Genomic DNA, 26,737 nt, shown 5'->3' with positions numbered 1-26,737 from the left:
AGTTTAGCTTTTCGGCTGTGGCGGGAATAGAGCAAGTATTTGGTTGATAGTTTTGCTGGTTTCTGCCACTTTTTCATCGCCACCGGCTTCAAAATCGAATTCATCAGTGCCGCGCCAAATCAGTCGATTTTCTTTTGTATCAATCATATCAACTTGAATCACTTGAATTTTAGCACTGTCGCTGCCAATAGGAATGCCCATGCTAGTGCCAACACCCACTCCACCATGACTACCACTAGTGCCAGTACCTAGGCCAATAGAAAGGCCTGAACTCTTAGGTTTGTCTTTAGTGAGGAAGGCATAGCTGACAAGAAAGTCACTTTGCTCTGCTTGTTCTGTGAAGCCTTTTGCAATTAATGTTGTTCGTATATTAGCTCGAATTCGTTCGGCGCTCAGTTGGTCACCTTGGTCGGGAGTTTCAATGAAGTGGAAACTCTTTAACTGACTAAAATCGTACTTTGTGTCGTAGTCGGAGTTACTTTTGGTACTTTGGCAAGCACTGATAGTGAGTATAAAACAGAGTAATAAAAGATGGCGAAAAATCATAGGAACTCCAAAGGTGTTTGCTGCTAATAACCGATAAAAGGTTGGGGAAAGTTTCATCATTTTGACGGTATAGCCGTAGTCTTATTGTTAATAGCTTAATTCAATTTAGCCTAGTTAACCAATGTTATACCTATATTAAACTATGATTTATATGATGATTAAGGTCTTTCGAATATGCCTTTTACTAAATTAGTGCTAGATTAGAACAATAATTGTTCAATGATAAAGCGAGGATATGGAGCAGCTCAGTTTTCTTTCGGTACCAAGTCCGTGTGTAGGTGTGTGTCAAACTGATGCGCGCGGTTATTGTGTGGGCTGCCTTAGAAACAGAGATGAGCGTTTTAACTGGCTCCATTTCAATGATGCGCAAAAGCACAATATTATTCGTTTATGCTTGCAACGCAAACGTCGTCGACAATACGCAAAATATAAAGCTCATCAAATTGCTGTTAAAGAACAACAAGCTAAAGTGAATCCTCAGTTGGATTTTGAAGAAGAAAAAGAAGATAAATTAGATTTTGGCGATTTTTCTTTAGACTAATTACATTTGGACTTTTTGAAACAATCCTCAACGGTAGCCCTTAAACCTTACTCATTTTCTGAGTTAGTTATTGATTATGCTTGCGTTTAGATATCAGTCGCAGGCTTAAGTTTTACATTTCAATGCTATCTAGGCCAAATCAAAGTAAATGACGTGTTATCTTCATCACTCACTAGGTTCACTCTGCCTTTATGACGATGCATAATTCGCTTAATAATGGCCAAACCTAAGCCGTGACCTTTATTGCCTTTATGTTGTGACTTACTGCGGTAGAAAGGTTCAAATAATTTTTCTTGGTCTTCTTCTGGAATCGCTTCACCGTCATTAACCACAGATAAAAACACTAACCTTTCATCATAACTTAAATACAGCTCAATGCTGGTTTGAGTATATCTTTGTGCATTAGTGATAAGGTTTTGGATTGCACGTTCTACCAGTGGAGGCTCTGCCATGATGCACATTTCATTCCTCGCATAATGGAAATTAATTGGTTTATCACTGAGTGGCGTCAAGCGCGCTGAAAGTTCTTCAATCATGCTGATTAATTCGCATTTTTCTAGGCTTGGTTCTTGTTGAACTTCAAGGCTGGCGTAGGTAAGTAACTCCTGTAATAGCGTTTCCATTTCTTTGATATCTAACTGCATTTCATCAAGGAAATCTTGTCTTCGCTGCTCATCACTTTTCGGCTGACAATACTGTGGCAGAAGTGCGAGGGCAAATTTCAATCTTGCTAATGGCGTTCTAATTTCATGCGAAACGGCATTTGATAGATGTTTCTGATTATCGATTAAGTCACTGATATGTTGTGCCATATCGTTAAAGGTATTTGCAAGCGGCGCAACTTGAGAGCTGGCATTTAGTTCAATGCGGGTATTCCATTTGGCTTCGCCAAAATTTTGAGTGGCCTTTTTTAAGGTTTTTAAATCTTTTGATAGCGGCCAAACCCAAATTAAAGCAACAAAAGCTAAGGATAAATAGAAGCCGATAGTGAATATGTTACGTAACTGTCCACGGGGATCAATATCCACAGGTCCAGCCATTAGGACTTGATCACCTACAGCGATGAATTGTAGTTCGTGACTATTATCTGCTGTGGTCGTGATAATTTGATTGGTAGAAAAGACCACATCCCCACTTAATGCAATTTCATTTTTTTCGAACAACTGCAACGGATAAGGAAACTGATTATTAATGAGATTTAACTGATGCTGGCGATCAGCTTTGGGCTGCTGAGCTAGGAGTAAGGCAAAGGCGATTAAAGGTGAGTCAATATTGTCGTTTTCTTCAACTTGTTGCTGCCAGAGGCTATCTAATGTCCAGCCTATACCCAAAAAGCTTAAGCTTAATAATAGGTATAGGCTGATGAAGAGTCTTTTCAAAGTCTTCTATAACTCGATTAGTTATTCCACGCTTCTGGCGCGAATAAGTAACCTTGTCCCCATACAGTTTTGATCCTGAATGGTGTTTCGATGCTATCGCCTAATTTCTTACGCAAGCGAGAAATACGCACATCAATTTTTCTATCTTTACCGTCAAAGTCGATATTAAGCAGGTATTGGTATATGTACTGACGACTTAATACTTGTCCTGCTTGCGATGCAAGTAGCCATAATAATTCAAACTCATGACTGGTAAGATCAACTTCAGTGTTACCTAAACGAATCGCTTGTGTATGAGGGTCAATACTTAATTTACCGAAACTTAAGCAGTGAGACTCTGGTTTTGATGGTTGTGCCTGACGGCGCAGTAAATTATTGATACGGGCAACTAATAAGCTAGGATCTACAGGCTTAACCACGTAATCATCAGCACCTAATTCTAGGCCTTTGATTTGGTCTTCCGGAGAGCCTAATGCGCTCATTAATAATATTGGACCCGAAAAATAATCAGGTAGTTTTTCACACAGGCTTAATCCATCAAGTCCAGGTAACATGATATCAAGTAAAATAATATCAGGCTTGTAACTAATCAATCGTGTTAAAACGGTATCGCCACGTCGTTCAACTTCAACGTGCATATCGTGTGACTTTAGGTAGTCCACAATTAAGTTGGCGAGACGGATATCATCTTCTACCAACAAAACTCTATGAGTTGATTGGGGGGTTGCCATTAAAATAAACTCCAAGGGTTACGGTAACGTCGACGAACTTTCGTTTCTGACGTTGTGGTGACTTTTAATCGTACGTCCGCCAATTCATTATTATTATTTTTATTTATTAAGACAAAATGAATATTTTTGTCTGTTTTTACAGAAATTTGCAATGAGTGTTCATTAACTGAGTCACTACACCACTGAGCCATGGATGGGTAATTTGAAGTGATACACACCAATTGTTCAGTGTCGAGCTGCCATTTTAGCAAAATGTCAATTTCACAAATGCTGTCACCAGCATCAATAAGACATAAACGTGGGGTAGCCGAAAACTGTGCTTGCCCGGTAAGCGTATCAGCTTTGGCATAGAAAGCACTAAAAATCAGTATTAATATACCGAAAAAGTGATAGACTTTTTGCTCTTTAACGAACAAGCTTAAAACCTATATGCAGCTCCAACGAAATAGGAGCTCGAGTAATCTTCATCAATAATTGGGCTGTCGATTATTTCATCGGCTAATTGGGTATAACGCGCAGCAAGAAGCAAATCCCAGCTAGTTGAAATACTATAACGCGTTGTCAGTTCTATTGAATTACTCCAACCAGAACTCGGTTGGTATTCTTCGCTCCAGTATGCACTCTCACTGGCTCTAAGACCAAAGTAATAGTCAATAACTTCTGAACTTTTCCATGTTGTTTTCAAGGCTAAATCAAAGCGCCAATCAGTAACCGCAAGTGAGTAAGTCCAACTTACATCCACTTCCTGACCATTATGTACATTTAATAAGTCATGAGCAGCAGCAATTTTTAATATACCTAATTTGCCATACCAGAAAAGTTCTACCCCACCATATACGGTGAAGTTTCTACTTTCAAGTTCATTTAAAACAGGAGGTTGGCTAACATCCTGAGTTCCAAAACTACCTATGGGTGGTAAGTCTTCTGTGGTATCGAAATTTACTGATTGGGGTAGGAAAATATTTGCAGGATCCCAACGATAGAAATAGGCTCGTTCATCACTATAACTTGTGGCTAGGTTTATGGTGAAATTTTCTTGTTCGGTTAGTGTATAACCGAAATTAAAATTATCGAAAAACCAATTTTCACCATAGTAAGCTATTGATGGTATTACATAAAGAGGTATGTCGTCGTAGCTCATTAACGGGTTTGTTTTGTTACCATAGCCAAAAGCTACACTGATATCCCATTCGCCCACAGCAATACAATCACCTTCACTTTGACAAGGTTCATCTGCCATTGCTGGTGCAACTGCTAGGAAAAAGATAATTAAAACAACAAAAATTCGATACATTAAAAACAAACGACCTATTTATATCAAAAATAAAACAGCTAATGAGTGCGACTTTATCATTAAATTAAGGTCGGAAATATTGCTTTAAATAAATTGATACAAACTGATACTTATGAGTGCCGAGTGTGAATAGTGTTACCTAGGATGTTATTTTGTGGTATCACTATGTTTTTAATGGTTATAAATTCTCTTTTGATAAGTTTGTTTTTGCTATCGCCTCTTGGCGTTGGTAACCCATTTCAATCAATTGTGCATTAACGCAATCAGATACAAATTGTTGCTTTTCAATCGAGTCAATTTGTTCTTCGCTGGCCATTTTAGTACACGCATCAGTGAGCGATATTAAGGTTTCTTTTGGTGCTTCAGCGTTATTGGCAAAAGCTATCGGACTCAAAAGTGTGCCAGTCAAAATAGTGATTATTATAGATAGTTTTTTCATGGATTGACCTTTATAGATTGACCTTTATCGATTGACCTTTGCAGGTTGTCCTTTATGGGAACTTATTATTAATGATTAATTTTTCAAACTTGTTCTGTTTAATCTTTTCGCTTGTTAATTGAGCAACTGATTAGTCAAAAGAAAACGAAATTAGTTCAATTTTTGTTGCACAAACGCTATAGCTGCATCATTTAGGCAGCGTTTAGAAACATAATGTTTAAGCTTTTCAGTGGTTAATAAGAAACCCTGTTCAGTTTCTTTACCGCGAACGATATCAGTCCATTTTAGTAAATGGTCAATATAAGCCGACTTAGAATGGATGCCTTGTTCACTGATGGTTAATGTTACTGGGTTATTGGCAGATTTACTGATGAGTTGTCTCATTAACCACCATGCACGATTGAAACGAACTTGTAGTCCCTCAACAGCGCCAAGACCAATAAAGAAGTATGCAAGGTAAGGCGACACGTCAGTTTGAGTCATTAAAAAGCCAGCTACAATAAAGGCGATAGCTTTTAAATATCGCTTGGGACTGTTATTGATGACGACTGACTGATCAAATGTCTCTGCGAAATGAGATTTATCTAAAATGTATTCTTGAGAAAAGCTGAAACCGATATCAGTTAAGTTATCGGTTTCAGAAGTAGATGGTGTATTGCTAGTTGACATATTGCACTCATAATCGACTTTAATGGCGCAATTATAAGGTTGAAGTGATCGATTTGACTAATTTTTCCTGTAACTCTATTTGCTCTAACTCAGTTAACTGAGCCCCATGCTGGTTAGATAAGGCAAAAACATTATCCGCACGCTCACCCACCGTACTGATTGCTGCAGAGTGAATGTTGAGATCCAGCGTTCTGAAAGCACTCGCAATTTGTCCCATAAATTCATGGGTTTCTAATGCCAATATATGTACTAGAGTTCTATCTGCTTTTTTAGAATGAATAAATTCAATTGTCGGTTTATTGTCAAAGTTTTTAGTGTGTCTTGATGGTCGGTTTTTAGGTGGTGACATATTGTCATCTAATATTTGGCGTAGCTTTTTAGTCACTTGTTTGCGTCTTTGGTCACTAAAAATAGGCTTGCCGTCAAAATCGAGCACTTTAAATGCCTCAACAACATAACCATCTTTGGTTTTAGATATCTGCGCTTGGTTAACCGATATTTTTAGTGTCGACAGGGTGTTAAACAGCGAAATAAACAGCCCAGGTCTATCTTTGGTATAAACGAAGACGTCGCTACAACCTTTTACGCTACTGTCATCAAGTATAATTAATGATGGCGGCTCAGTGACATTTTCTTCTGTAGAGGATAACTGATGTTCAAAGGCTGACTCATGTTCTAAAATGCCCAACGTATATTTAGCTATTTCTGTTGGAATAGCATTACTGAAAAATGACAGCGGTAGGCGTTTCCATAGTCGGTTAACAGCAACGAGTTGCGTTTCATCAGCGTTAATTAATCCTAAAGCTTCTTGTTTATGCTCTCTGACTACCGTTCTTAATTGCAATACATTTTCAAGGCCATTACGTAAAGCTTTACGTGTTGCAAAGTATAAGTCAGTGAGTAAGCTGGCTTTCCAGTCATTCCATAAGTCATCATTTGTCGCTTGAATATCTGCAACCGTTAGACAATACAGTGCATCAAGTTTGGTAATACTCCCTACAGATTTAGCAAAAGTTTTAACCACTTCAGGATCGTGAATATCCATACGTTGAGAGGTGATAGACATTAATAAATGCTGCTCAACTAGCCAACTGATTAACTGTTGCTGGGACGTCTTAAGTCCGTGGAATTTGGCAAATAACTTAGCATCTACTGCGCCTAATTCGCTGTGATCTCCACCGCGGCCTTTAGCAAGATCATGGAATAATGCAGCAAATAAGATGGACTCTTTAGCTTGAAAACGTTCAAAAATATCCGCTGCTAATTTTTGATCGCTTGGGACGGTATCTTGAGTTAATTTATACAAGTTTTTAAGCAGTTTATGAGTATGCTCATCGACTGTATAGGCATGAAATAAATCAAACTGCATTTGACCAACGACTTCACGCCATTGGGGTAAATATGACGCTAAAATACCGTGCTGATGCATTAAGGTTATCGCTAAACCCATGCCATGAGGGTTCTTAAATAAGCTTACAAAAAGTTCGCGACACACCTGGTAATCTTGTAAATCGCCCATCAAACGTCGACGCACTTGTCTAAGCAATCTTAGTGTTTCAGGCGTTATCCCAGTGACTTTCTCATGATGGATAGCAATGTAGTTAAACATAGACATGATTTGTGAACGGTCAATAAATACATCTTGATTTTCAGCATGTATCTGACCGTTGTAAATTTGAAAGTTTTCATTTATTTGAATTATGTCAGGCTTTTTCTGCGGCACGATTTCACGTTCGAAATAGGCCATTAACATCAGGTTAAGTTCGCGAATACGCTTCATGGCTCTGAATAACTGACGCATCATTTTTTCAATAGCGATATTGCCACTATCGCCAAAGCCTTGCAGACGAGCGACTTCTGCTTGATGTTGAAGTAACAACCGGTTTTCAGGTCGGTTAGAGGCTTGGTGCAGTGCAAAGCGCACTCGCCAAATGAAGTTTTGACACTCCATTAATTCGGCATATTCATCATCGGTTAAAAATTTGAGCCGGCGCAAATCTTTAAGGTCATCAATGGAGAAATGTTTTCTTGCTATCCAGGTGATGGTTTGAATATCACGCATACCACCAGGGCTGTTTTTTAAATTTGGCTCAATATTGAATGCGGTGCCTTGAGCTTTATTGTGGCGGCCTTTTTGTTCATCATATTTTGCCACAAAAAATGCTTCGCTTGACCAGACGGTTTCACCATATAGCTTACTAATGACTTGGTGTTGATGGTTTTCGTGGCCGCAAATATGTCTGATTTCAAGTAAGGTAGTAGCAATGGTGACATCTTCACGGCAGGCTAGATACGTGTCATCTAAACGCCTGACAGCATGGCCCAAATCTAAGCCTAAATCCCATAATTGGGTTAAAAAATCACTTAGCGTGCTGGCATCAGTCGCAGATAAATCGTCATCGTGAATAATACAAATATCTATGTCTGAAAAAGGGTGAAGCGTTTTGCGACCGTAGCCACCGACAGCATTGAGGGAGATAGTGTCGGTTTCGAATTGAAAGGCTTGCCAAAGGTGGTTTAGTAATATGTCGAAAAACTGCGCTCGGTGCTGCAGAATTTCTGCGATAGAACAACTGCTGATTTGTTGTTCTAACCAGGTATCAAACTCAGTAATGGCTTGTTTAAGCTCTACAATACTCATTTCTGGCTGTAAAATCGGATAAGCTGGTTGCAAAGACATATTACTCCTTATTGTTTTGCCCACAAACAGGGTATTCGATCTGGTTTATTAACTCAAACGAACCGATAAAATGAATAAGAATAAGTTAATTCTTTTAAATAGTTAAATGAGAAAAAATTATTTATGCGTAGTAAAAGAAGTCGACTGGACCAATTCATTGCTCAGAAATTACAGGTTTCTAAAAAAGCAGTTAGGTTGCTATTGCTTGAAAATAGGGTGCAAGTCGATGGACAAATCTGTAAAGAGGTTGATAAGCAGATTAATGAATTTAGCCAAATCCTATTAGATGGAAATGGCTTACAACAACATTCTCGCCAGTACTACATGCTTAACAAACCGACAGGGGTTGTCAGTGCAACTAAAGATGATATTCATCCGACGGCATTATCTTTACTTGATGGCATCGATTTTGAGCTAATGCATATCGCTGGACGTTTAGATTTAAATTCGACAGGGTTATTATTAATCACCAATGACAGTCAATGGTCGCAAGCGCTAATGGCGCCTGAAACCAAGGTTGATAAACAATACCTTGTCACGCTTGCTAATCCAATTGACGATTCCTATATCAGTGCCTTTAGTGACGGAATGTATTTTGGTTATGAAGACATCACCACTAAACCTGCAAAGCTTGAGGTTGTGTCGGAATTTCAAGCAAGGGTGACTCTGCAAGAAGGTAAATATCATCAAATAAAACGAATGTTTGGTCGATTTAGAAACCCTGTGGTTGCACTTCATCGAGAATCCATTGGTAACATTTTGTTAGATAACGCCTTGAAACAGGGCGAGTATCGGCCTTTAGACGAGGTTGAGGTGCACGTCACAGAAAGCTTAATTGAAACTTAATTGTTTGGGGGCGGATCAATAAATCTTTACATTGTTCATGATATGTTTTGATGAATGTATCTTTTTAGGTTATCTAATGGACATAAAAGCGCTAAAAGAAATCAGTGAATTAGACATATTCAGTTTAATGGTGTTTAAACTTATTTACGAAACTGGATTTGCTAACCTTGCTGCTAGACAGCTAAACGTCTCAGCTCCTAAAATTAGTCGTTGCTTAACAACATTAAGGTTAACTTTTGATGATGAATTATTTTACCGGCGTCAGCAGGGGCTAAAACCCACCGCATTAGCTGAACATTTATACCTACCAATTTGCGATTTTTGTGAGTCGGCAATGAATATTGAACGAATTGCCTGCGAGGGCAACAATACCAACTCGTCAAAAGTACTCAATATCGCCGTAACGCCAATCATTATGACTTCTTTGTCAATGAGCTTAGGTCGTGAAGAGATCATGGAGCAATTGGGTAAAGTTAGAATCCATATGTGGGATGAAAATACGGAAGAGCAAATTCATCAAGGTGATATTGATTTAGGCATCAACTTTGGTCCTGCTGCCATTTCAGAACTAGAGTCTGAAGTCATTGGAACATCACTATCGACTTCAATCATAGCGAGACGAAATCACTCTATTTGGGATAGCAGTCATATTAGTCTAGATAATGTCGCTAACCATCATTTTTTAATTCTCGAAGGTAAGGGGTTTAATGATAAATTGGATCCATTTCAGATATTTTGCCGTCAGCTCGGAGTAGAGCTACCAAACGTTAGTAGAGTAAAGTCTATCGAAGAGTGGTTTTGTCACTTACTGACAATGAGAAGTATCAGCTTTATGAGTACAGCTGAGTCTAATGCGTTAGTAAACTTTACCGACCTTCGCGTGGAGAAATTACCTGCGTATGAAAGGCAAAAGCTGGTAGGTAACAGCCTTATACCTGAGTACAATTTGATTGAAAGAGGTTTGCCGTACAGACGTTATTGTGAAACAAGTCGCAAAATAATCCTCGATTCAGTTCTTGAGTTAGTTGTCCAATAATCAAGACATTCATCTTTAGTTAGACATTTAAAACGAAGAACTTAGTTCTTCGTTTTTTTTGGTTTTCATCTTTTTTGATGTTCTTTTTAGCGCTGAAAAACTGTAAAAGTCAGCCACCGCTTTCAATTAGTAATGTTCTTAAGACGGTTTTATTCTGTTTTGGATATGATCTAAATCAATGTTTTTTGAATGTATCACATTGATAGTAATCTGGATTTTAGATATAGAAATTACCAAAATCGAATTGTAAAATTTTGTAGTAAGCATCTTTCAATTCTAGTCACAAATGCAATACAAGAATAATACATCTAAAGAGGTATCTTTTATATTTAGGTTACTGCTAAAGCAGAATCAAATACCTAAAAATAAAGGGATACGATAATGAGAACATATAAAAAGTCGATACTCGCGGTTGCCTTAATGGCAGCTATCGGGTTAACCGGGTGTAGTGATGGTGATGATGGGCAAGATGGCGCACCTGGAGAACCAGGTGCCCCTGGCGAACCTGGTACATCTATAGGTAATGTTGTTGATACAGTTGATGTTGCAGCAGATTTCACGCTGACGTTAGCGCCTGAAGATATTGTGGTGGTAGGTAGTGATGAATTTGCCGTCAAATTTACAGTAACGGGCAAGAATGCTAAAGGTCAAACGCTTCCATTTACAGGTTTAGAAAAAGTTGGTTTTTATGTATTGAACCAAGCAGCTAATACCACAGACACTGGCGCGCCAGTATTGTGGGAAAATAATGCAATGGCTAACGATGCTGGCTATTACATGTATTGTACTCCTGAGGGCTCAACCACATCTTGGGGCAGCGTAGTTGATGCTTGTACGTTAGTTGAAGATGAAGCAATTCCTGGCACTTATACAGGTACTTGGGAGCATGATGGTGCAGCCCCAATCGTACTTGCTGATGGCGATGCTAATAATCTTTATCGTGTGATGGTTCGTTCGTATGATGTGCTAGACAGTTCAGGCGCAGATGTCTCAGATAAGTTACTTTCCACACCGATTGACTTCATTCCTGCAACTGGTGCATTAGCTATTTCTGTTAAGGATTCAGTATCAAATGAAGCGTGTATCAAATGTCATAGTCAATTAGACGGCTACGCAGATACAGATACGCGCATTGCAAACATCGGCGCACATCATAACTATCAAAAAGTAGAAAATTGTGTTGCTTGTCATAACCCTGCTATCGCTGGCGGTGAAGATGATCCAGCGGTTGGTTGGAATGCCAACTGGAATACAATGATCCACACACTTCATGCGGGTCATCATCTCGATCTTGAAGGTGAAGCTGAAGAAATGTTTGGTGAAGTTGGTTTCCCTGCTGAGCTAAATGAATGTACAACATGTCACGATAGCGGCACACAATGGAATGACAATGTATACGCTGAAGCTTGTGTGTCTTGTCATACCGATGTTGACTTCGAAACTGGCGATAATCACCGCGGTATCGTGCCAGAAAGTGATGCATCGTGTTCAGGTTGTCATGGCGCTGGTAGTTTGAGCCCAGTTGAAGCTCACGCAGTGGGTGCTCGTGGAACGTTAAAAGACGGTGTTGTATTTGATGTTATGTCTGCTGAAGTTGCAGCTGATCAATTAACTGTTGTTGTCGACGTAAAGATCAATGGCGAAACACCTGCAGATGGTACCGTTTTAGCCGATTATTTAGCTGCTGAAGGCTATGCTCATGCAATTATGATGGGTACTTTAGATGAAAATGGTGATTATGTTCGTGGTTTAAGCCTTGATACTAGTTCAGGTTTATTTGTTACTACTGGCGGTAAACTCACTTTATCTCAAGCTATTGATGCCAACTCTCTTGACGGAAAAACCTTATCAGTAAGTTCTGAGTTCAACATGTGTGGTGACATTGAGTCAGGTATGGTCATTGATAGAACGACTTTAGGCACAGATGAAGAGTGTGAAATCGCTATTCCAGCTAATATCGTGACTAAGTTCTTCATGTTTGACGATGTTGCAGCTGTCGGTGTTGAAACAGAAGAAAATTTACGCTTTGTGCCTTCTTCACTTGAAAACTTCACCATGCCAACACAAGCGATGAATGATCGCACTAGTGCTGATGAAGCTAAGTGTAATGCTTGTCATGACAACATGTCTCACATTAAAGCCCCTCGCCATGGTGTGACTGACTTTACTCAGTGTGCAGATTGTCACAACAATAACTATCCAGGTTCGTATCATGCCGATGTTTATAAGCAAGCTGGTACTGACGAAGATGGCGAACCTACATTTGAACTAATTGAAGGTTTAGAGTACTACAACCGTGATTTAGCAACTGTAGCTCACCGTTTCCATAGTGGTATGTTTGCGGGTAGCACAGGCGGCGGTATCTACTTAGGTGAAGATGGTGAAACTTGGGTTAATTACCCTGCATCTAAAACTGACTGTCAAGCTTGTCATAAAGATGTCGATTCAAACGGTGATGACATGACCTTCTTTGCTGGTGACGGTGAATTAACGTCTGGACGCACTGCAATCGCTGAAAGTAATGATTACGGAGCTACTGTTAATTACATTTCTCCAGTAACAGAAGCTTGTCGTACTTGTCATGCTCACTCAGGTGCAGCAGCGTTAGCTCACTTTAAGAGTAATGGCGCGACAGTTTATGAAGATGGCGTTGAATCTGCCGCTGATGTACCAGTTGAGTCTTGTTCTACTTGTCACGCTGAAGGTAAAACTTACGGTGTTGATGTAATGCATTCTGGTGCAGCTCACTAGTCTTAAATGTTAAGTTGTAAAGTGAACATTTTTCTGTAGTCCTGCAAGATGCAGATAAATGTAAAAGGAGCCTTCTGGGCTCCTTTTTCTTTTGCTAAAACGATCATTAGTCAGTTCATTGCAGCATCGTTTAACTAATGTTTGATAATGTGAACTTGAGCAATTATTCATCATTACAAGCTGACTTTACAAAGGCGTTTATTCATACAAAACCCCTTTAATTGTGAGTCAAGACAACCATTGTTTATAAATGTGACTTAAGCCCAACTGACGAGAAGTGATTATTTTCAGATTGTGAAGAGCACGCGTATTGTATTTTGTCAGTTGAATGTTTTAGGTCTGATACCAATTATTATTCACTCGAAATCATTCAGTTATTTGTATTTAAAGAGTTTTATATGTGTCAATTTCATATTGGCAATTAAAGCTGAGTTACGATTGTCCTGTAAAAATTGCTAATCATGGTCTTCTACTGCCAATTTGTCTGTTTTCGTTTGCTTCCTTACAATGCGCCGCAGTTTAATTAACTTATCTTAATGTTTGTGTTTATAGCGGGCTTTTATACCGATTTGCCCACCAAGGACCCCTACATTAAAACCTGCCCATACTCAGTGAGTATCATTTAGGAGCAAGCCATGTCGACACCGTTACCAGTATCTCAACCATTAGCTAACCCAGCACCTTTAGGTTTAATGGGATTTGGTATGACCACCATATTATTGAACATTCACAATGCGGGCTTTTTTCCGATTGATGCAATGATCCTTGCTATGGGGATATTTTATGGCGGTATTGGTCAAGTGATTGTTGGCATGATGTGTTTCAAGCGTGGTGACACATTTGGCACCACTGCATTTACTTCTTATGGTTTATTCTGGTTAACGTTAGTGGGCTTGTTAGTTATGCCTGAAATGGGCATTTCACAAGCAAGTCCTGCAAGCTTTATGGGGTGGTATTTAGGTTTGTGGGGCGTATTTACTGCGTTTATGTTCGTCGGTTCATTGCGTTACCCTCGTGCTAAGCAGGTGGTATTTGGTTCATTAACAATATTATTTTTCCTACTTGCAGCCCGTGATTTCACCGGTTCAGCACTAATAGGTACGATTGCAGGTTTTGAAGGCATTTTTTGTGGCGCAAGTGCAATTTATTTTGCCATGGCACAAGTATTAAACGCTGAATATGGCCGGGTGATTTTACCTGTTGGTGAGCTAAAGCAAGCTCAAGTTGTCTCTGTAGCAGACACTAACGAGACATTGAAAGCAGCTTAATTACGTTTTAATAGCTCGGTTCATAATAAAAAAGCTGACCTTTGGGTCAGCTTTTTTGTTTGGGTTTAACTCAGTTTATTAGCTTTGCTGCAGACGATACAACCACTTACCGTACAAGAAAATACCCACAGCTGAGATAGTGCCAATAGCAGCAATGATGTACCACGCCATACCGATATTATGTGTGTTATACAATAATGTTGTTAGCTCTTGTGCAGGTTCACCAGTGTACGCGACTAGTGTACTAAAGGCTTCACCTTGAGGAATTGCTGCAACACTTGCTGCATCCATACCTCGTTCGCCTAACAGCTGCAAAGAGAAAATTTCTTTCGATGCATAGATTTCATATAGCTTAGGGCCGAAATAACCTTCCAGTGTCCAGCCTATCCCTTGCGGAAGCATTACAAAGCCTAAATACATGGCTTTTTTGCCCTCAGGGGCGATGTTACCCATAAACTCATTTTTCTTAGGGCTAATCATCATTTCGCCAAAAGAGAAAAGCGCAATGGCCAAAACAATCATCCAAGCTGCATTGGTAGCTCCTATCAATACAAATGCCAAAATACTCAATAAGCAACCACCTAACATAGCGGTGGTAATCCGATATTTCGCAGTAAGCGCAGCCACTAAGAAACAGGTGGTCATGATCATGCCGGCATTGAGGTTAAGCATTCCCTCTGGCATGACTTTTGTGCCTGTATTATCGAGTCCTAACCAAAACTGGAAGAAGCCATTAGAAGTACCTTCAGGGCCAAATAAAGAGGTCACAATCACGCTGGTATCAACCCACTCAGCAATATGAATCGGCAATACATCAAATAGGGCATTAAATAAGAACCAGAAGCCAGCAAACACTAACATGTAGTAAATGACCACAGGTTTTTTAAGTTCGTGTAAAGCATCACGCCACAGTGCTTCTTGTTTAATTTCGCCGCTTTTAATTTTGCGGTTGCGTTCAAGTCTTTCTTCTTTACCTGGCTCTTTATAAGCCAATAAAAACAAGAAATTGAATGAAATTATCGCTGCACAGGCATAAAACACGTTATCCCAGGATAGCTGGCGCATATGTACAGCGACTAACGGACCAAGGAAACCACCAATATTGACCACTTGATAAAATATCCCCCAAGCCATTGATGTATTCTGTCGTCCTGTAGATAAGACTAAGGTACCTTGAATACCTGGCTTAAATACCCCGGTACCCGCAGCGAGCAAAATTGCCCCTATCAAAAAACCATAAAAACTTGGAAACATAGCCATCACTAGATAGCCCATAATTTTGATTATGGTGGAAGCAAAGATGGTTTCTTTATAGCCGACGCGGTCAGAAATACCGCCGGTAAACACGGGAATGAAGGTTTGCATCATTGCCCATATCGCAATAATGACACCATAGTCGCTTAGGCTAATCCCTAAACCACCTTCAGAAACTGGTGTTTTAGCGTATAACCCCGCACTGGCTTTAACGCCATAGTAAGCGATACGCTCAACCAGCTCCATGCCGCCCACTATCCAAAATATATAGCTCAAGCTGGCAATGGACGCCCACATGCCTAGCTGCTTTACTTCACTTAGGTCGTTACCCGAGTGTGAACTTTCACTCATATGTCACCCTTTATTATGATTATTATTAACATAGGTCGGCTGACACTTTACCTAATTTGTGAGGATTTACCAAAGGAACGGTTACAGAAAGTTAGACTAGTTGTGATATTGGGCTGTTTGGCAAACAAAATGAATAGAAATTAGCCTGTTCATTTAACAACGAATGAATGTAAAAATTCGTTACTCGCTCTATTGAAAGTAACCACAAAAGAGGTGGTATCACAGTCATCAAGGTGATGAGTGGCCAGTTAATCTTTAAGTAACGAATCAGATGTTTATACCCAACTAAGCTTGTTCATTTTGATAATGAGTGAGAGGACATTCTAAAGGGATATTTTAAATGGTTATTATTGTTAAAGGGAGAGGTGAACTTCAACGTTTAGCAAAAGTCGTCATCGTTGAATGAATAAAACTATTTGATGACATGGTAAGAGAATCACTCTCTCAACATGTCATCATTTATCATAAAATAGTTAGTTAAACGGCTAGTTAAATGGCCAACTTTGCTCGCCATCTACTTCTACAGTATCTAAATCTAGCCCATAACAATATCCATCAGCTTCAAAAACAAATACTTGTTCTGGTACTGCAGGATAACCAGCATCGTTAACTTGTTGCTTAGCTTTATCAGTGACAGTGAGCCCCCATAATTGGTAAAGGGGAAGGTAATTGAGTTTTGTTGCATGACTCATTGCAATGGCCAAGAAATCATTTTGGCTCATTGCATCAGCTTCTTCATTGGTATAATTATTAAAACCAATATTGGCCTTGATAGCATTCCAATTGTCAGCATTGCCTTTATTAGCATTAAACTCATTTAAGATGATGTGCAAACGTGGAACAAGATGCCAGCCATTACTTAGCGCGCCTTGATCTTGAGCCATAGCATACATTTGAACCATGATAGACATCCCCTGGTTCCATGCCGTGAAATTAGCACTTTGCATATAAGCGAAAGGATCCGCCTCTTTTTTGCTTTGTTGCAGTAGTGCAAATTCATTTTCTATTGGCAGATTTTGACAATTAGGTAGCTCACCATGCTCAAGGTAGTTCATATATTTTGTGTAATATGAATATGGATTAGTAGAGGCGTGACTATCGAAATCATCAAACCTCAGTCGCTTATTTTCAAGGCCATGACCAAGTTCGTGAATATCTCCATGCCCTAAAGGGTTAAAAGACCAAAATGCATCATATGGGTTTCCGGAACAACCAGAACCACAGGTCGCTTGATCGGCATTCATATGTTTCACTATATCTAACTCAACCACCTCAATATTATGTGCAGTGGCAAAGTTGCTTATTTCGTCCACCGTATTGATATTAGGGCCTTGGAATCCAGCTAAAATATGAGGATAGTTGTGTAAATTACTATTCATAGCTTGCGCCATGGTATCGGCAGTTGACCAGCGAGGGTATTGTTCCATGGTTTGCTGCATTTTTGCTGTTTGAGAATGCACTTCAAAATGCGGGCTAGCAATTTCCGCCCAGTCAAAATTTGCGCTGGCAAGATCTGCTGCAAACTTGACTGCATCATCGCCTTCTCGCCAGTAAGGGTGTTGTCCTACTTGTTCAAAGTCTAATAATACTGGTAAGTCATTTTGATCAAATTTAACTTGAATTGGGCCGCCATAAGCTGAAGAGAGAGTTAAGGTTTCTCCCGCTTCAATTTCAATATGTTGAGATTGTAAATACTTAGGGCGGTTATAACTACTAGCATCAAATTCTTTGGTTGAACCTGAACGCTGGGTGTTAATAAATACCCATGCTTTTACTGCGCTTTGGTCATTACGAGTCACAGTAAATGCTTGTCCTGGGATGGCGTAGACACCGGCTGAACGGAAGTTTTTCTTACTGGTTATTGAGACATTCTTATCAACTAGGTTGATATGGGAAAAATCTGTTCGGCTAAAGTTGCCTAGCGATTGAGGCGTAAGACTTATAGGTCGCTGATAAGCCATGGTATGGTCGGCAAAATACGCTTTGGCAAATAACATATTATCAAGGGTGGTTACGTCCATTGGATAATTGATGCCATCGCGGAATAAATCACCGAGCACGATGAGAGATTTATACACAATAAATTGACCATCATGCGTAAAGATATTTTCTTTACTGGTATCAAGCGCATTTATCCGGCTTTTGATGGTTTGTAAACTCGGCTTATATTCATCGTCATACAATTGAGCGCAATCATCAGCACATGTTGAAAAGTTAAAAGGCAGAGTATTGTTTTTAAATGCATTTACCCAGCGATATTCATCAACAAATGCTGGAAATTGCTCAAGCATTTCAGAAGCTGACGCCCACAGTGCTTTATCATCTGCAAAATAATTACCAGGGCCTCCAATTGATTGCATAGCAAAGTTCATATGTCCCAACACAATAGGGGTTTGTGCTGAGCTATTCCAAGAGTGCTGGTGGGTATATAACGTCGGGATGCTCTGTGTACTGGCGACCGACAGACCAAAGCTTAGTTGCTCATCGGTGAGCATAGCGTCAGAGGCAACCACAACTAAATCTACTTCAGAAAAACATTGGCTTATTTGCTCATTGCTAAAGCTAGTGTCTGAGCATGATGAAAACGAAACATTGGGATAATGTGTGCTAAACCAGGTTTGAACGTTATTGCTGTGGTTCTCAGTCAAACTAAATGTAGCAACATTAAAGGCTGATTCACTTGATAGCGTTTGTTTAACTTGCCAACTTAGTAACCGTTGGAAGCTATTTTCAAAGTCTGTAAATTGACCCGCATTGAATTTTGAAAAAATATTGGTACCAAATGCAGCGTGTCGCACAGTATCTTGCTCAGTTGCAGCGGCTAAGATGCGTCCTTGATTGCCTCGAATTAACTCGTATGTAGGCGCCGAAGGAAAGCCATGAATCGCATCATTAATGATGATCATTTGAGAGTTTTTACCAGGCGAATAATCAATAGTGTCACTAGCATAAACCGTACTTAAGAATTGCCTCTGCTGTTCTTGAGCATCAATAATAACCTGTTCAGTTCGTTCTATTAATGACTGAGTGAATTGCTCTGTTTTACTTGATGAAAGTAAATCTGAAGCATCCCCTGATTTCAGTGCGGCGCTTATGCGATCGTTTAACGTAACCGTGATGTTGATATTAGCAGTTAGGTTGTTACTGTCAGTGACAGTGAAACTTAATTCTATCGTTTCATTTTGCTGTAGTTGTTGCCCATCAATGGTGACTGTCTGGGTTTCAGCCCCGCTAAGGTTGACGTTTTCTCCAGCAGTTTGTTGCCATAGGTATGTTGCCGTAGCATTAGCATCAATAGACACTAGCGCAGTTACCTCAATCAATTCATCATTCCACGAAGTGATCGAAGAAATTGTTTCAATGCTAGGTGCTGTTGGTTCTGGTGTAGGAGGTTCGGTCGTTGGCGGCTCTGTAGTCGGGGGCTCAGTTGTAGGGGGGTCAATTGGCAAGTCCTCTGAAGAATCTCCTCCACAAGCGGTGGTTAATACAAGTATGGTAAATAAACTTATCAGCTGTAATTTCTGTTTCATTTTTTACTTCTTATTATTATTTTGTATTGATATTTTACTGATTATGGCGCTTTGTTACGTCGCTGTAAACGCGGCAATTTGGGTGAATGTGATACACTTTGTAACGGGCTATAGGTGGTTGGAAGGGGTAGGCAAAAGCGATTGAAAATACCAACGTGTAGCCAGTTGATATTGCTGTTCAGTTAACGTTGAAGGTAAATTCTGCTCAATGCGAGCAGGGCGTGTAGATTGGAGGTGATTATATTTAGCCTGAATAAAAACGTAATAATTTCTAACACCTTTATATAGAACCCAAAAAAGCAAAACCGAAGTTTTGCTTTAATAAATATTTATTATGTACACAAGTGGTTTTTGACTCTTAGGTCTAGGTCAACTTCTAACCACAACATTTCTTATATTTTTTACCGCTGCCACAGGTGCATGGGTCATTACGGTTAATCTTAGCTTCCGCTGTAACCGCTGTGGGTTTATTTAATATACCTTCCAATTGCAAGATATCTTCCGCGACATCAGAGTTAACAGTTATGTTTGCAAGTAATTTACGTTGCTCAACCATTTGCTGAACTTCTTGCATGCGGGCTTCTGTTTGCACGCTTAATACTAACGGGTTTGCTTCAGTGCCTATTTTGGCTTGGCGCTTGGTATTGTAGCCACTTTGACCGTAAGCAGGTTTTGGCGTTTGACGGCCTTTAAAGAAAAATTTATCTGACATAATTGTACCTGCCCATCATTTAATATTAAGAGATTAAAACGGTTTTAATAACGGCAGTCATGCTTGTTTATAGCAACACCAGTCATACCATTAGTGAAAAATCTAACTAGAGGCGAAGCTTATACAGGAATTAGGTGCATTTGACTAATTAAATGGCGAATAAATGCTGAATATTAGGTATCTGTGCTGAAATTGCGACGATTGATTTCAGATGCCGGTGATTGGTGTGGACGATTGATGATTTCGAAGTTGCTCATTTTATAATTAAATTCAATTGATAGTTAAATTCAATTGATAGTGAGTTTCTATTGATAGTTTACTTCGACGGTATACGACAAGGTTTGATGGCCACTGGCTTGCTCGTGTAATACATCGACCTTTCCACCGACTTCGATCATGGTGCTTTGCTGGGTTAATTGAAATGTTTGTTGCTGACTACCGTTAGGTAAAATAGGCGTAAATAAAATATCATCGCCGCTGTTAGCATAAACAATCACTTCAACATTGGATTGTTCATTACCAGTGAGCATGAACTGACCCAGTTGATTATCAGAAGCAATACAACCATTACCTTGTCTCTGATGCTGGTCTAACTGACAATACACGCTCATTTGATTGGTAATATTACCTAAATTTAGTTCTTGAGTTTGTTCTATGGCGACAGGCGCAACGAGGGTGAAATTTGCTTGGGCAATGGCTGTTGCGAGCATAAAAAGTGACATCAGCAATTCCCTATTAGTGATTTTAATTTAATTCATCATATAGAGTGTAATAGCTGGTGGATTTATAAACAGTGTTATTGATTGATTATTACTATCTGGCAATCGTTTGTGTGGGAAAGGTCACATATTCACCAGGCGCTAAGGTTACGGTTTCTGATTGTAATTGGTTATTAATTTCTATTTGGTACTCGCCAGGTATTAGTTGCTCAAAAATAAATACCCCATCATATTCCACCCGAGCATGATACTTTGTTTTATCGGCATGAATTAGGGTGACAGAGACACCTTTAGCGGCAACGTCGTTTTCATAATAAACCTCCCCATCAAGTTCAGCGGTAAATAGAACAGGAAATAGTACTTCGGCCACATTACCTGGGTGCGCTTCAATCATCAAAATACTATTGAGTGGTAATAGAAAAGGGTCAGGCAGTGAGCGCTCATTGAGAACTAATTTATGGGGTCTTGAGGTTTGAATATGAGTAATTAATAATTGACCGTTATCGTCAGTTTCATTATCTGAGTTGGTGTGACCAGAAAACCTTAATCCTGCCATCGGTAATTCATTGTCATCAAATTGGCCATTATTGTTGTCGTCTTGAAAAGCGACAATTTTAACACTGCCAGTGTTTAAATGACTGACTCGATCTAGCAACCAAGTATTATCTGCCGAAATAAATAACGCTGAACTGCTCCATTTAAATTGCGCAAACCAATCACCTTCAGAGTCATTTTCTACGGTCAGTCTTAAGGTGCTAGAATCGAGGAAATAGGATAGTGAGTTTCTGAACGTGACTTCGGCCTCTGCTAAAGGTTGATAGCGCACTTCAAACTGGTAGTTACTTCTATCTGAAAAGGAAGTGCTCACATTAGAGACTAACTGAGTTAGCTCTGTAGTTGGCAATAAGGCGATATCTGCGTAGCTACGCAAGTACCAGTCATCAACCCGTCCCGAAAGAGCCAATCTATTGGCCCACTTTTCATTTTCGGCACTATTTTGCCAGCTGAGTTCATTGCTTAAGGATAGATGCTGCAACTGCCCTGCAATCGTCGTTGCAAGATAGAGGCTATCATTAGCAACATTTTGGTCCTGCCAACGGCCATTGACTCCCCAGCTCATATTGGTGTCGCTGATGTTGCCACTGAGGTTTATATTCGCGCGTTGTTTTAGGCGATTATTTTCATTGTCCCAAGACTCAAAATTATCATACTGTGCCCATTCCGCCTGCCAATCCACCAAACTATTACTGCCTTGGGCGATAATATTGGCAGCCGATCCTGTATCGTTTCCAGTTAGATTAATTTGCCAGACACTGTTATCAGTCAGAAAATTTACAGAGACTGTAGGACTAAACAGCCACTTATCTTGTGATATTTGTTGTTCAATTATTGCCACACCAGCACTGAAGTTATCAGTCACAGCCCAGTTTGCGCTGGCATAGACTTGTTGAAGATCATCTTGTTCTCGCTGCATGACACCGAAATTCATCCCGAAACTATTAGCTTGCATTTGAGAAGGGTCTAATAACTTACTGAAAGATTCTGTACGGGTTTCACCATTGGGACCAAAGAAGCGCAGTTGATATTGATTTAAACCAATATAGTAAGGCACTTGTTCAAATCGGTATTGGCCATTATCTGTCACTCTTTGAACTGAGATTAATCCACCATTTCGATACAGTTCAACATCCCAGCCAGGTTCAAGTTCACCATCGACAACAAGGTAACGAATATCATCGATAAAGCTATCTCCCGCATTGATAATAACTCCATCGCCGGAGCTCGCACTGGAAACTAGCGCTAAATTATGGGAATCAATACTGCCTAAACGATAGTAATTAACCCAAGTATCGGCCATTTCTTTCTCGATATAGGCGTTGAGGGATTCACCATATTCTGACCACGAATACCCTGCATATGCACTATGACCGAGGATATCGGTTCTAGCTTGTATAAAGCCATCAAAACGGACTCTATCAGTGTCAGTTTGTTTGCGTTGAGAAACGCCTAAATCTGCATGCACGGCTAAATCGCCGATATTGGCATAACCCGTATCAATATGGCGTTGGTTAATTGGAACGTTGGCTTTTTTCTGATCATTGAATTGCTGAAACCGCTTTTGACGGGCGATTAACTGGCTCAACGGAATCAAGCTATTTTCGGTGATATTGATCAGTTGCCTTGCATTATCAAATGTAATTTCAAGCCCCAACATTTGTTTTACGACTGAAAGTTCCAAGTACATATCCCAGTCATCTTTGAATACTGAACTTGGGCTATGATTACACTGACTATTTTGCGTGGTATAACGCATTAAACCTTGGCTTACATCAATACTGTTATCGGATGATAAGTACCAGCCTGTCAGCGTGAGAGGCGCTATTTCAACTTGTAATGGCAGCATTAAGTTGTCTGCAAGAAACTGCATGGGTAAATAGATTACGCCGTTATCGTGATAAATAAACATCTCATCACTTAGCCGTTCAGAACCATAGTTAAATTGGGTAACAAGAAACTGCTCTTCATTGGTTGTTGATTCAATGTAAGTGCGGTTAATAATATTTGAGCAGGTTTCAAACGAGTTAGTTTCAGCGATGTTGGTGCTAGATTTCACTTCAGTGGTGATGTCTTTGGGAGCCACTTTATCTACTATGGGATGCGTCGGTGCTGATAGGGTGAGAATATTGGGCTCTTGAGCAACATGGTGCTTTTTATTGGAAATTGATTCAGTTATCACTTCAAGAGTTGATTGAGATGATATCTGTGGTTTGGCTTGAGCCTTTTCTATGAAAGGTGCAGCCACAGGTGTAGTTACAGACTTTTGCTTAGAGCTAGAGTTAACGGAACTGATTTTTTGTTGCGGTAAATTTGATTCAGTCTGAGTTTTAATGATTGTTTTGGGAATCTCTGACTTACGAAAAATATGACTTGAAGAGCTCTTTGGTACAACTTCTTTAACTGTTTCATTTATATGCGCAGTTTGATTTGGCAAGGCTGCACTGGCTAAATCAGGTGTTGGTGGATGCTCACTGGCGGTATCGTGAATATAGGCAGTATCGCGAATATAAAGAGTATTTTGCTGTGCAGGGATACTTTTTAATGTGGCTAGAAAAGTGTCAGAATCAGTTTTCCAGGGCATTGATGACTCAAGCCCTGGGTTCACCAGTTCGATATAAAGTAGCAGTATGACTATGGCAAAGGTGTACTTTAGTAATCGATTTACATGCTGTAATAGCATTTGTTCTAGTTAATTCTCTATCTATATGATGCCTTTAAAGTACTAGAGCGTTATTTTCTGTTCGATAGTTTGTGGCTTAAATAATCCGTCATTTTCAACGTATTTAATGACTAAATCAGTGCCAGGTTTAATCTTGTTATTAAGGGTAACCGCAAACGCCCGATGGGTCATTTCAGTATAAATCGCCGCATTTTTTGAGCTACCGATCAATTCATCACTCTTGGCATCAAATACTTCAATATCACCATAACTACTGCGTTCACCTTGGCGGGCAATAGACACAATAAGCTGTTGTTGCCCTTCAGTATCGGATATTTGATGATTAGCGATATTAAGTTGAGCGGTTAATTCGCCTACTCGCATAATGACAGGAATAGCGATGCGTAAGTAAGCTGTCACAGATAAGCTTAAACTATCGGTTTTATCGGTAGTTTGCTCGCTACTGGTAGGCGCGAGGGGAATTTGATGGAAGACAATATAACTGCGATATTCACCCTGTTTAATGTCTTTTGGCGGTCTCACTGCCAGTCTCACCCGCGTGCCTTGTTCAGGTGTTAAGCTCACTCTTCTTGGGGAATAACGGGTAAAGCTTGCAAGTGATGTGGTGCTCGTTTCAGAGTCTATGATTTCAAATTCACCAGAAGGTAATAACTGTTTGTCTTCAAGATAAATTTCATATCGTGATGTTTGGTTGCTCTTGTTTACTAAAGAAAATACCGCGCTTTTATCTCGTTTGTTATCGAGTTCAACACGGGTAGGTGTCACAAGAAGATTGGCATGTGCGAAAGAGGTGAGATTAATCACAATCGTGATTAGTAATATTATTTTAAGTTTCATGATGTTGCCCAGCTAAATTTACATGCAATAGTCTGCAATTATTATAATTTTTGTCGTTAGCTTACTTCGAGCTTACTTGAATCTAGATTAACGTATTATTTAAAAATTAATATAGCGCTTTATTGTTAAAGATTGAGATTAGATCAAAATCTCGCGGCGATCCATTCTGAATCTACACCGCGAAATTTTACTCACGACTAATCCGTGTTACTCAATAAAGAGGTAATGATGAGATTAGTAAGTAACTGAAAGTGTGTAACTTAATCCGTGGGTTCCAGGAGTTGCTGTAGCCGCAACGATATCTAACGTTCCACCAACATCAACAGCTAAAGTATTACTTGCAACAGTACCAGTTGCACTAGCAAGTGTTGGAGTGAATGTAACACCTGGAACTGAGGTATCTGCGGCTGAAAGAGAAAGGTTAACGGTTCCGTCAGCAGCGGTTACAGTGAAAAGACCTGTATTAGCTGTTGCGCCGCCAGCAACACAAGCTGCACCAGTTACAGCATCTGAATAATCTAAAGCACATTGGCCATCAGCAGCGATAGATACATCACCAAATTCCATTTCTTCAGTTTCAGAAACAGTAATAGGGTACACAAGTTGGAAGTTAGCTGTACCAGTAGCATCTTCTGCACCAGCTTGAGTTGAAAGTAGAAGGGTTGATGCGATAAGTGTAGATAATAGTAATTTATGAGTCATTTTAGTGTTCCAAGGTAATAATTTTATAGTTTTAGTATGCCCGCATTTTTTGTATGGGTTATTGTCTCTTGTAAACAAGGACTTATTTACTTGGGCAAAATAAAAGTAACAGCATTGAAATATTTTGCAACACTATTGTTACACTTGTGACTAGGGATTCTGTTATCGCTAAATCTTATAAGGTATAACGGATTGAGATTAAAGTTTTCTAATTCATTAGTATTAGGTACTGGAAAAATTAATAAGTTACTGAAAATACATGTGATCGCTATCTATAAGATTTAAAGACTCTTATTCTCAATTTTGTTGCTTTAGTAGTAATCAAGGTCAGTACTGGGTTTGTGGCGGGCTGACTGCAGTGATTAATAAGTGTTTGACTGCTTGTTAAATGTACAGCTAGTTTGGTTTGAGTCATAAAGTTAGTCGGGAAAGGCTCGATTGGATCGCTTGCTGATCGTTTCTGTGTTGTTGACCTTTTGTAACACCGATGCAATGATGTCATTCAAATACGAGGGATATTGGTCATTAATAACTGCTAATTTTGAAGCTTTAAGCTATTTGTTGATTATTAATTGGTATTTTTGTGTGTTATTTAATTAACTAACTAATAATAAGAATAATTTTATATGCAATGTGGTTTTATATGATTAAACAAAATCTAATGATAACTTCGAAATTATTGAAGTCTATTTGCATTATTGGTTTGGTTTGTATAACGAAAACGGTTTCAGCTCAAATTTCTATTACTGAAATTCAGCCAATTACTTTTCCGACGGTATTACAAAATAGCGGTAGTAGTACAACTGTTGTGGTTAACTGGAAGGGGGCAATTGGCAACTCTACCAATTCTACCTTGCTTGATAATGACTACTCACAAGGCCGATATTACATTACTTCAGACTCGACAGCCCCTATTGATATCAACTTTATTAGCCTAGCGAACGAACCTCTTATTCAACTTAAAAACTTCAGAGTACGCTATAAAAATGTAACCTACAAAACCTTTCCCATTCTTGGGCTAGAAAACCCAGGGGCTGCTGGAGAATATATTGATATTGGAGCCAAGGTTGTTGCCAATAAGAAATCTAGCCAAGGGGCTAAGTTTTTACAGTACTCCTTAAGTGTTGAAGAGCAATAAACCCTCATCATAAAATAGATGTTTAGGGTTTAGGGTTTAGGGTTTAGGGTTTAGGGTTTAGGTTTTAGGTTTTAGG

21 protein-coding genes are annotated in these 26,737 nt (G+C 39.4%); 6 read left to right on the top strand and 15 right to left on the bottom strand.

Annotation, left to right across the window (positions count from 1 at the left end; translation table 11 throughout):
- Positions 1-3: 3 nt before the first annotated feature.
- The gene (locus tag AB4153_RS13135) at positions 4-546 is read right to left on the bottom strand and encodes a DUF4136 domain-containing protein (RefSeq protein WP_229367960.1); all 543 of its coding nucleotides are present in this window, start codon (positions 544-546) and stop codon (positions 4-6) included.
- Positions 547-781: 235 nt separating this feature from the next.
- Here AB4153_RS13135 and AB4153_RS13130 point away from each other — a divergent pair, with 235 nt between their 5' ends.
- Positions 782-1,087 (top strand): DUF1289 domain-containing protein, encoded by a 306-nt coding sequence (locus AB4153_RS13130; RefSeq protein WP_102529838.1) that lies wholly within the window; start codon positions 782-784, stop codon positions 1,085-1,087.
- Positions 1,088-1,212: 125 nt separating this feature from the next.
- Here the strand turns inward: AB4153_RS13130 and AB4153_RS13125 are convergent, their stop codons facing one another.
- The 7 genes from AB4153_RS13125 to glnD form a co-directional block, all read right to left on the bottom strand.
- Positions 1,213-2,466 carry an ATP-binding protein gene (locus AB4153_RS13125; protein ID WP_303512328.1) on the bottom strand — a complete coding sequence of 418 codons (1,254 nt, stop codon included), beginning with the start codon at positions 2,464-2,466 and terminating at the stop codon, positions 1,213-1,215.
- Positions 2,467-2,483: 17 nt separating this feature from the next.
- On the bottom strand, positions 2,484-3,197 hold the full coding sequence (locus AB4153_RS13120; protein ID WP_102529836.1) for a winged helix-turn-helix domain-containing protein: 714 nt from the start codon (positions 3,195-3,197) through the stop codon (positions 2,484-2,486).
- Positions 3,197-3,613, bottom strand: a complete 417-nt coding sequence (locus AB4153_RS13115; RefSeq protein WP_102529835.1) for a DUF3019 domain-containing protein — start codon at positions 3,611-3,613, stop codon at positions 3,197-3,199. The genes AB4153_RS13120 and AB4153_RS13115 overlap by 1 nt, the downstream gene beginning before the upstream one ends.
- Before the next feature lie 2 nt (positions 3,614-3,615).
- Complete coding sequence (locus AB4153_RS13110; protein WP_102529834.1) at positions 3,616-4,491, bottom strand: MipA/OmpV family protein; 876 nt, start codon at positions 4,489-4,491, stop codon at positions 3,616-3,618.
- Positions 4,492-4,669: 178 nt separating this feature from the next.
- Complete coding sequence (locus AB4153_RS13105; RefSeq protein ID WP_102529833.1) at positions 4,670-4,930, bottom strand: hypothetical protein; 261 nt, start codon at positions 4,928-4,930, stop codon at positions 4,670-4,672.
- Between the two features lie 150 nt (positions 4,931-5,080).
- Positions 5,081-5,599, bottom strand: a complete 519-nt coding sequence (locus tag AB4153_RS13100; protein ID WP_102529832.1) for a YcxB family protein — start codon at positions 5,597-5,599, stop codon at positions 5,081-5,083.
- A gap of 31 nt (positions 5,600-5,630) precedes the next feature.
- Positions 5,631-8,279 carry a [protein-PII] uridylyltransferase gene (gene glnD / locus AB4153_RS13095; protein ID WP_371997727.1) on the bottom strand — a complete coding sequence of 883 codons (2,649 nt, stop codon included), beginning with the start codon at positions 8,277-8,279 and terminating at the stop codon, positions 5,631-5,633.
- Between the two features lie 123 nt (positions 8,280-8,402).
- Here glnD and AB4153_RS13090 point away from each other — a divergent pair, with 123 nt between their 5' ends.
- The 4 genes from AB4153_RS13090 to AB4153_RS13075 all read left to right on the top strand — a co-directional run bounded on the left by AB4153_RS13090 (position 8,403) and on the right by AB4153_RS13075 (position 14,180).
- Positions 8,403-9,125, top strand: a complete 723-nt coding sequence (locus tag AB4153_RS13090) for a pseudouridine synthase (RefSeq protein WP_102529830.1) — start codon at positions 8,403-8,405, stop codon at positions 9,123-9,125.
- 76 nt (positions 9,126-9,201) lie between these two features.
- Positions 9,202-10,161, top strand: a complete 960-nt coding sequence (locus AB4153_RS13085; protein WP_102529829.1) for a LysR family transcriptional regulator — start codon at positions 9,202-9,204, stop codon at positions 10,159-10,161.
- Between the two features lie 381 nt (positions 10,162-10,542).
- The gene (locus AB4153_RS13080) at positions 10,543-12,912 is read left to right on the top strand and encodes an OmcA/MtrC family decaheme c-type cytochrome (protein ID WP_371997724.1); all 2,370 of its coding nucleotides are present in this window, start codon (positions 10,543-10,545) and stop codon (positions 12,910-12,912) included.
- A 635-nt stretch (positions 12,913-13,547) separates the two neighbouring features.
- Positions 13,548-14,180 carry an acetate uptake transporter gene (locus AB4153_RS13075; protein ID WP_102529827.1) on the top strand — a complete coding sequence of 211 codons (633 nt, stop codon included), beginning with the start codon at positions 13,548-13,550 and terminating at the stop codon, positions 14,178-14,180.
- A 78-nt stretch (positions 14,181-14,258) separates the two neighbouring features.
- On the opposite strand, the gene AB4153_RS13070 is transcribed toward AB4153_RS13075, so the two are convergent.
- The 7 genes from AB4153_RS13070 to AB4153_RS13040 all read right to left on the bottom strand — a co-directional run bounded on the left by AB4153_RS13070 (position 14,259) and on the right by AB4153_RS13040 (position 25,523).
- On the bottom strand, positions 14,259-15,785 hold the full coding sequence (locus tag AB4153_RS13070; RefSeq protein WP_229367936.1) for an MFS transporter: 1,527 nt from the start codon (positions 15,783-15,785) through the stop codon (positions 14,259-14,261).
- A gap of 485 nt (positions 15,786-16,270) precedes the next feature.
- Positions 16,271-19,315: an ImpA family metalloprotease gene (locus AB4153_RS13065; RefSeq protein ID WP_371997722.1), complete on the bottom strand. Its 3,045-nt coding sequence runs from the start codon at positions 19,313-19,315 to the stop codon at positions 16,271-16,273.
- A 376-nt stretch (positions 19,316-19,691) separates the two neighbouring features.
- Complete coding sequence (locus AB4153_RS13060) at positions 19,692-20,027, bottom strand: PBPRA1643 family SWIM/SEC-C metal-binding motif protein (protein WP_229367928.1); 336 nt, start codon at positions 20,025-20,027, stop codon at positions 19,692-19,694.
- Between the two features lie 305 nt (positions 20,028-20,332).
- A complete protein-coding gene (locus AB4153_RS13055) occupies positions 20,333-20,749 on the bottom strand; it encodes a DUF4402 domain-containing protein (RefSeq protein WP_371997720.1) in 417 nt (138 codons plus the stop codon).
- Positions 20,750-20,840: 91 nt separating this feature from the next.
- Entirely contained in the window at positions 20,841-23,885 is a 3,045-nt protein-coding gene (locus AB4153_RS13050) for a carboxypeptidase regulatory-like domain-containing protein (protein ID WP_371997719.1), read from the bottom strand.
- 141 nt (positions 23,886-24,026) lie between these two features.
- Complete coding sequence (locus AB4153_RS13045; RefSeq protein WP_371997717.1) at positions 24,027-24,821, bottom strand: hypothetical protein; 795 nt, start codon at positions 24,819-24,821, stop codon at positions 24,027-24,029.
- Between the two features lie 234 nt (positions 24,822-25,055).
- Positions 25,056-25,523 (bottom strand): hypothetical protein, encoded by a 468-nt coding sequence (locus AB4153_RS13040; protein WP_102529818.1) that lies wholly within the window; start codon positions 25,521-25,523, stop codon positions 25,056-25,058.
- Positions 25,524-26,166: 643 nt separating this feature from the next.
- Between AB4153_RS13040 and AB4153_RS13035 the strand changes: the two genes are divergently transcribed.
- Positions 26,167-26,661 carry a hypothetical protein gene (locus AB4153_RS13035; protein ID WP_371997716.1) on the top strand — a complete coding sequence of 165 codons (495 nt, stop codon included), beginning with the start codon at positions 26,167-26,169 and terminating at the stop codon, positions 26,659-26,661.
- Positions 26,662-26,737 lie beyond the last annotated feature (76 nt).

Source organism: Shewanella sp. 10N.286.52.E4 (assembly GCF_041468785.1).
In the GTDB taxonomy this organism is placed as follows: domain Bacteria; phylum Pseudomonadota; class Gammaproteobacteria; order Enterobacterales; family Shewanellaceae; genus Shewanella; species Shewanella electrodiphila.
The sequence above is the reverse complement of the archived record's forward strand: the minus strand, read 5'-3'. Positions and strand labels throughout refer to the sequence as shown.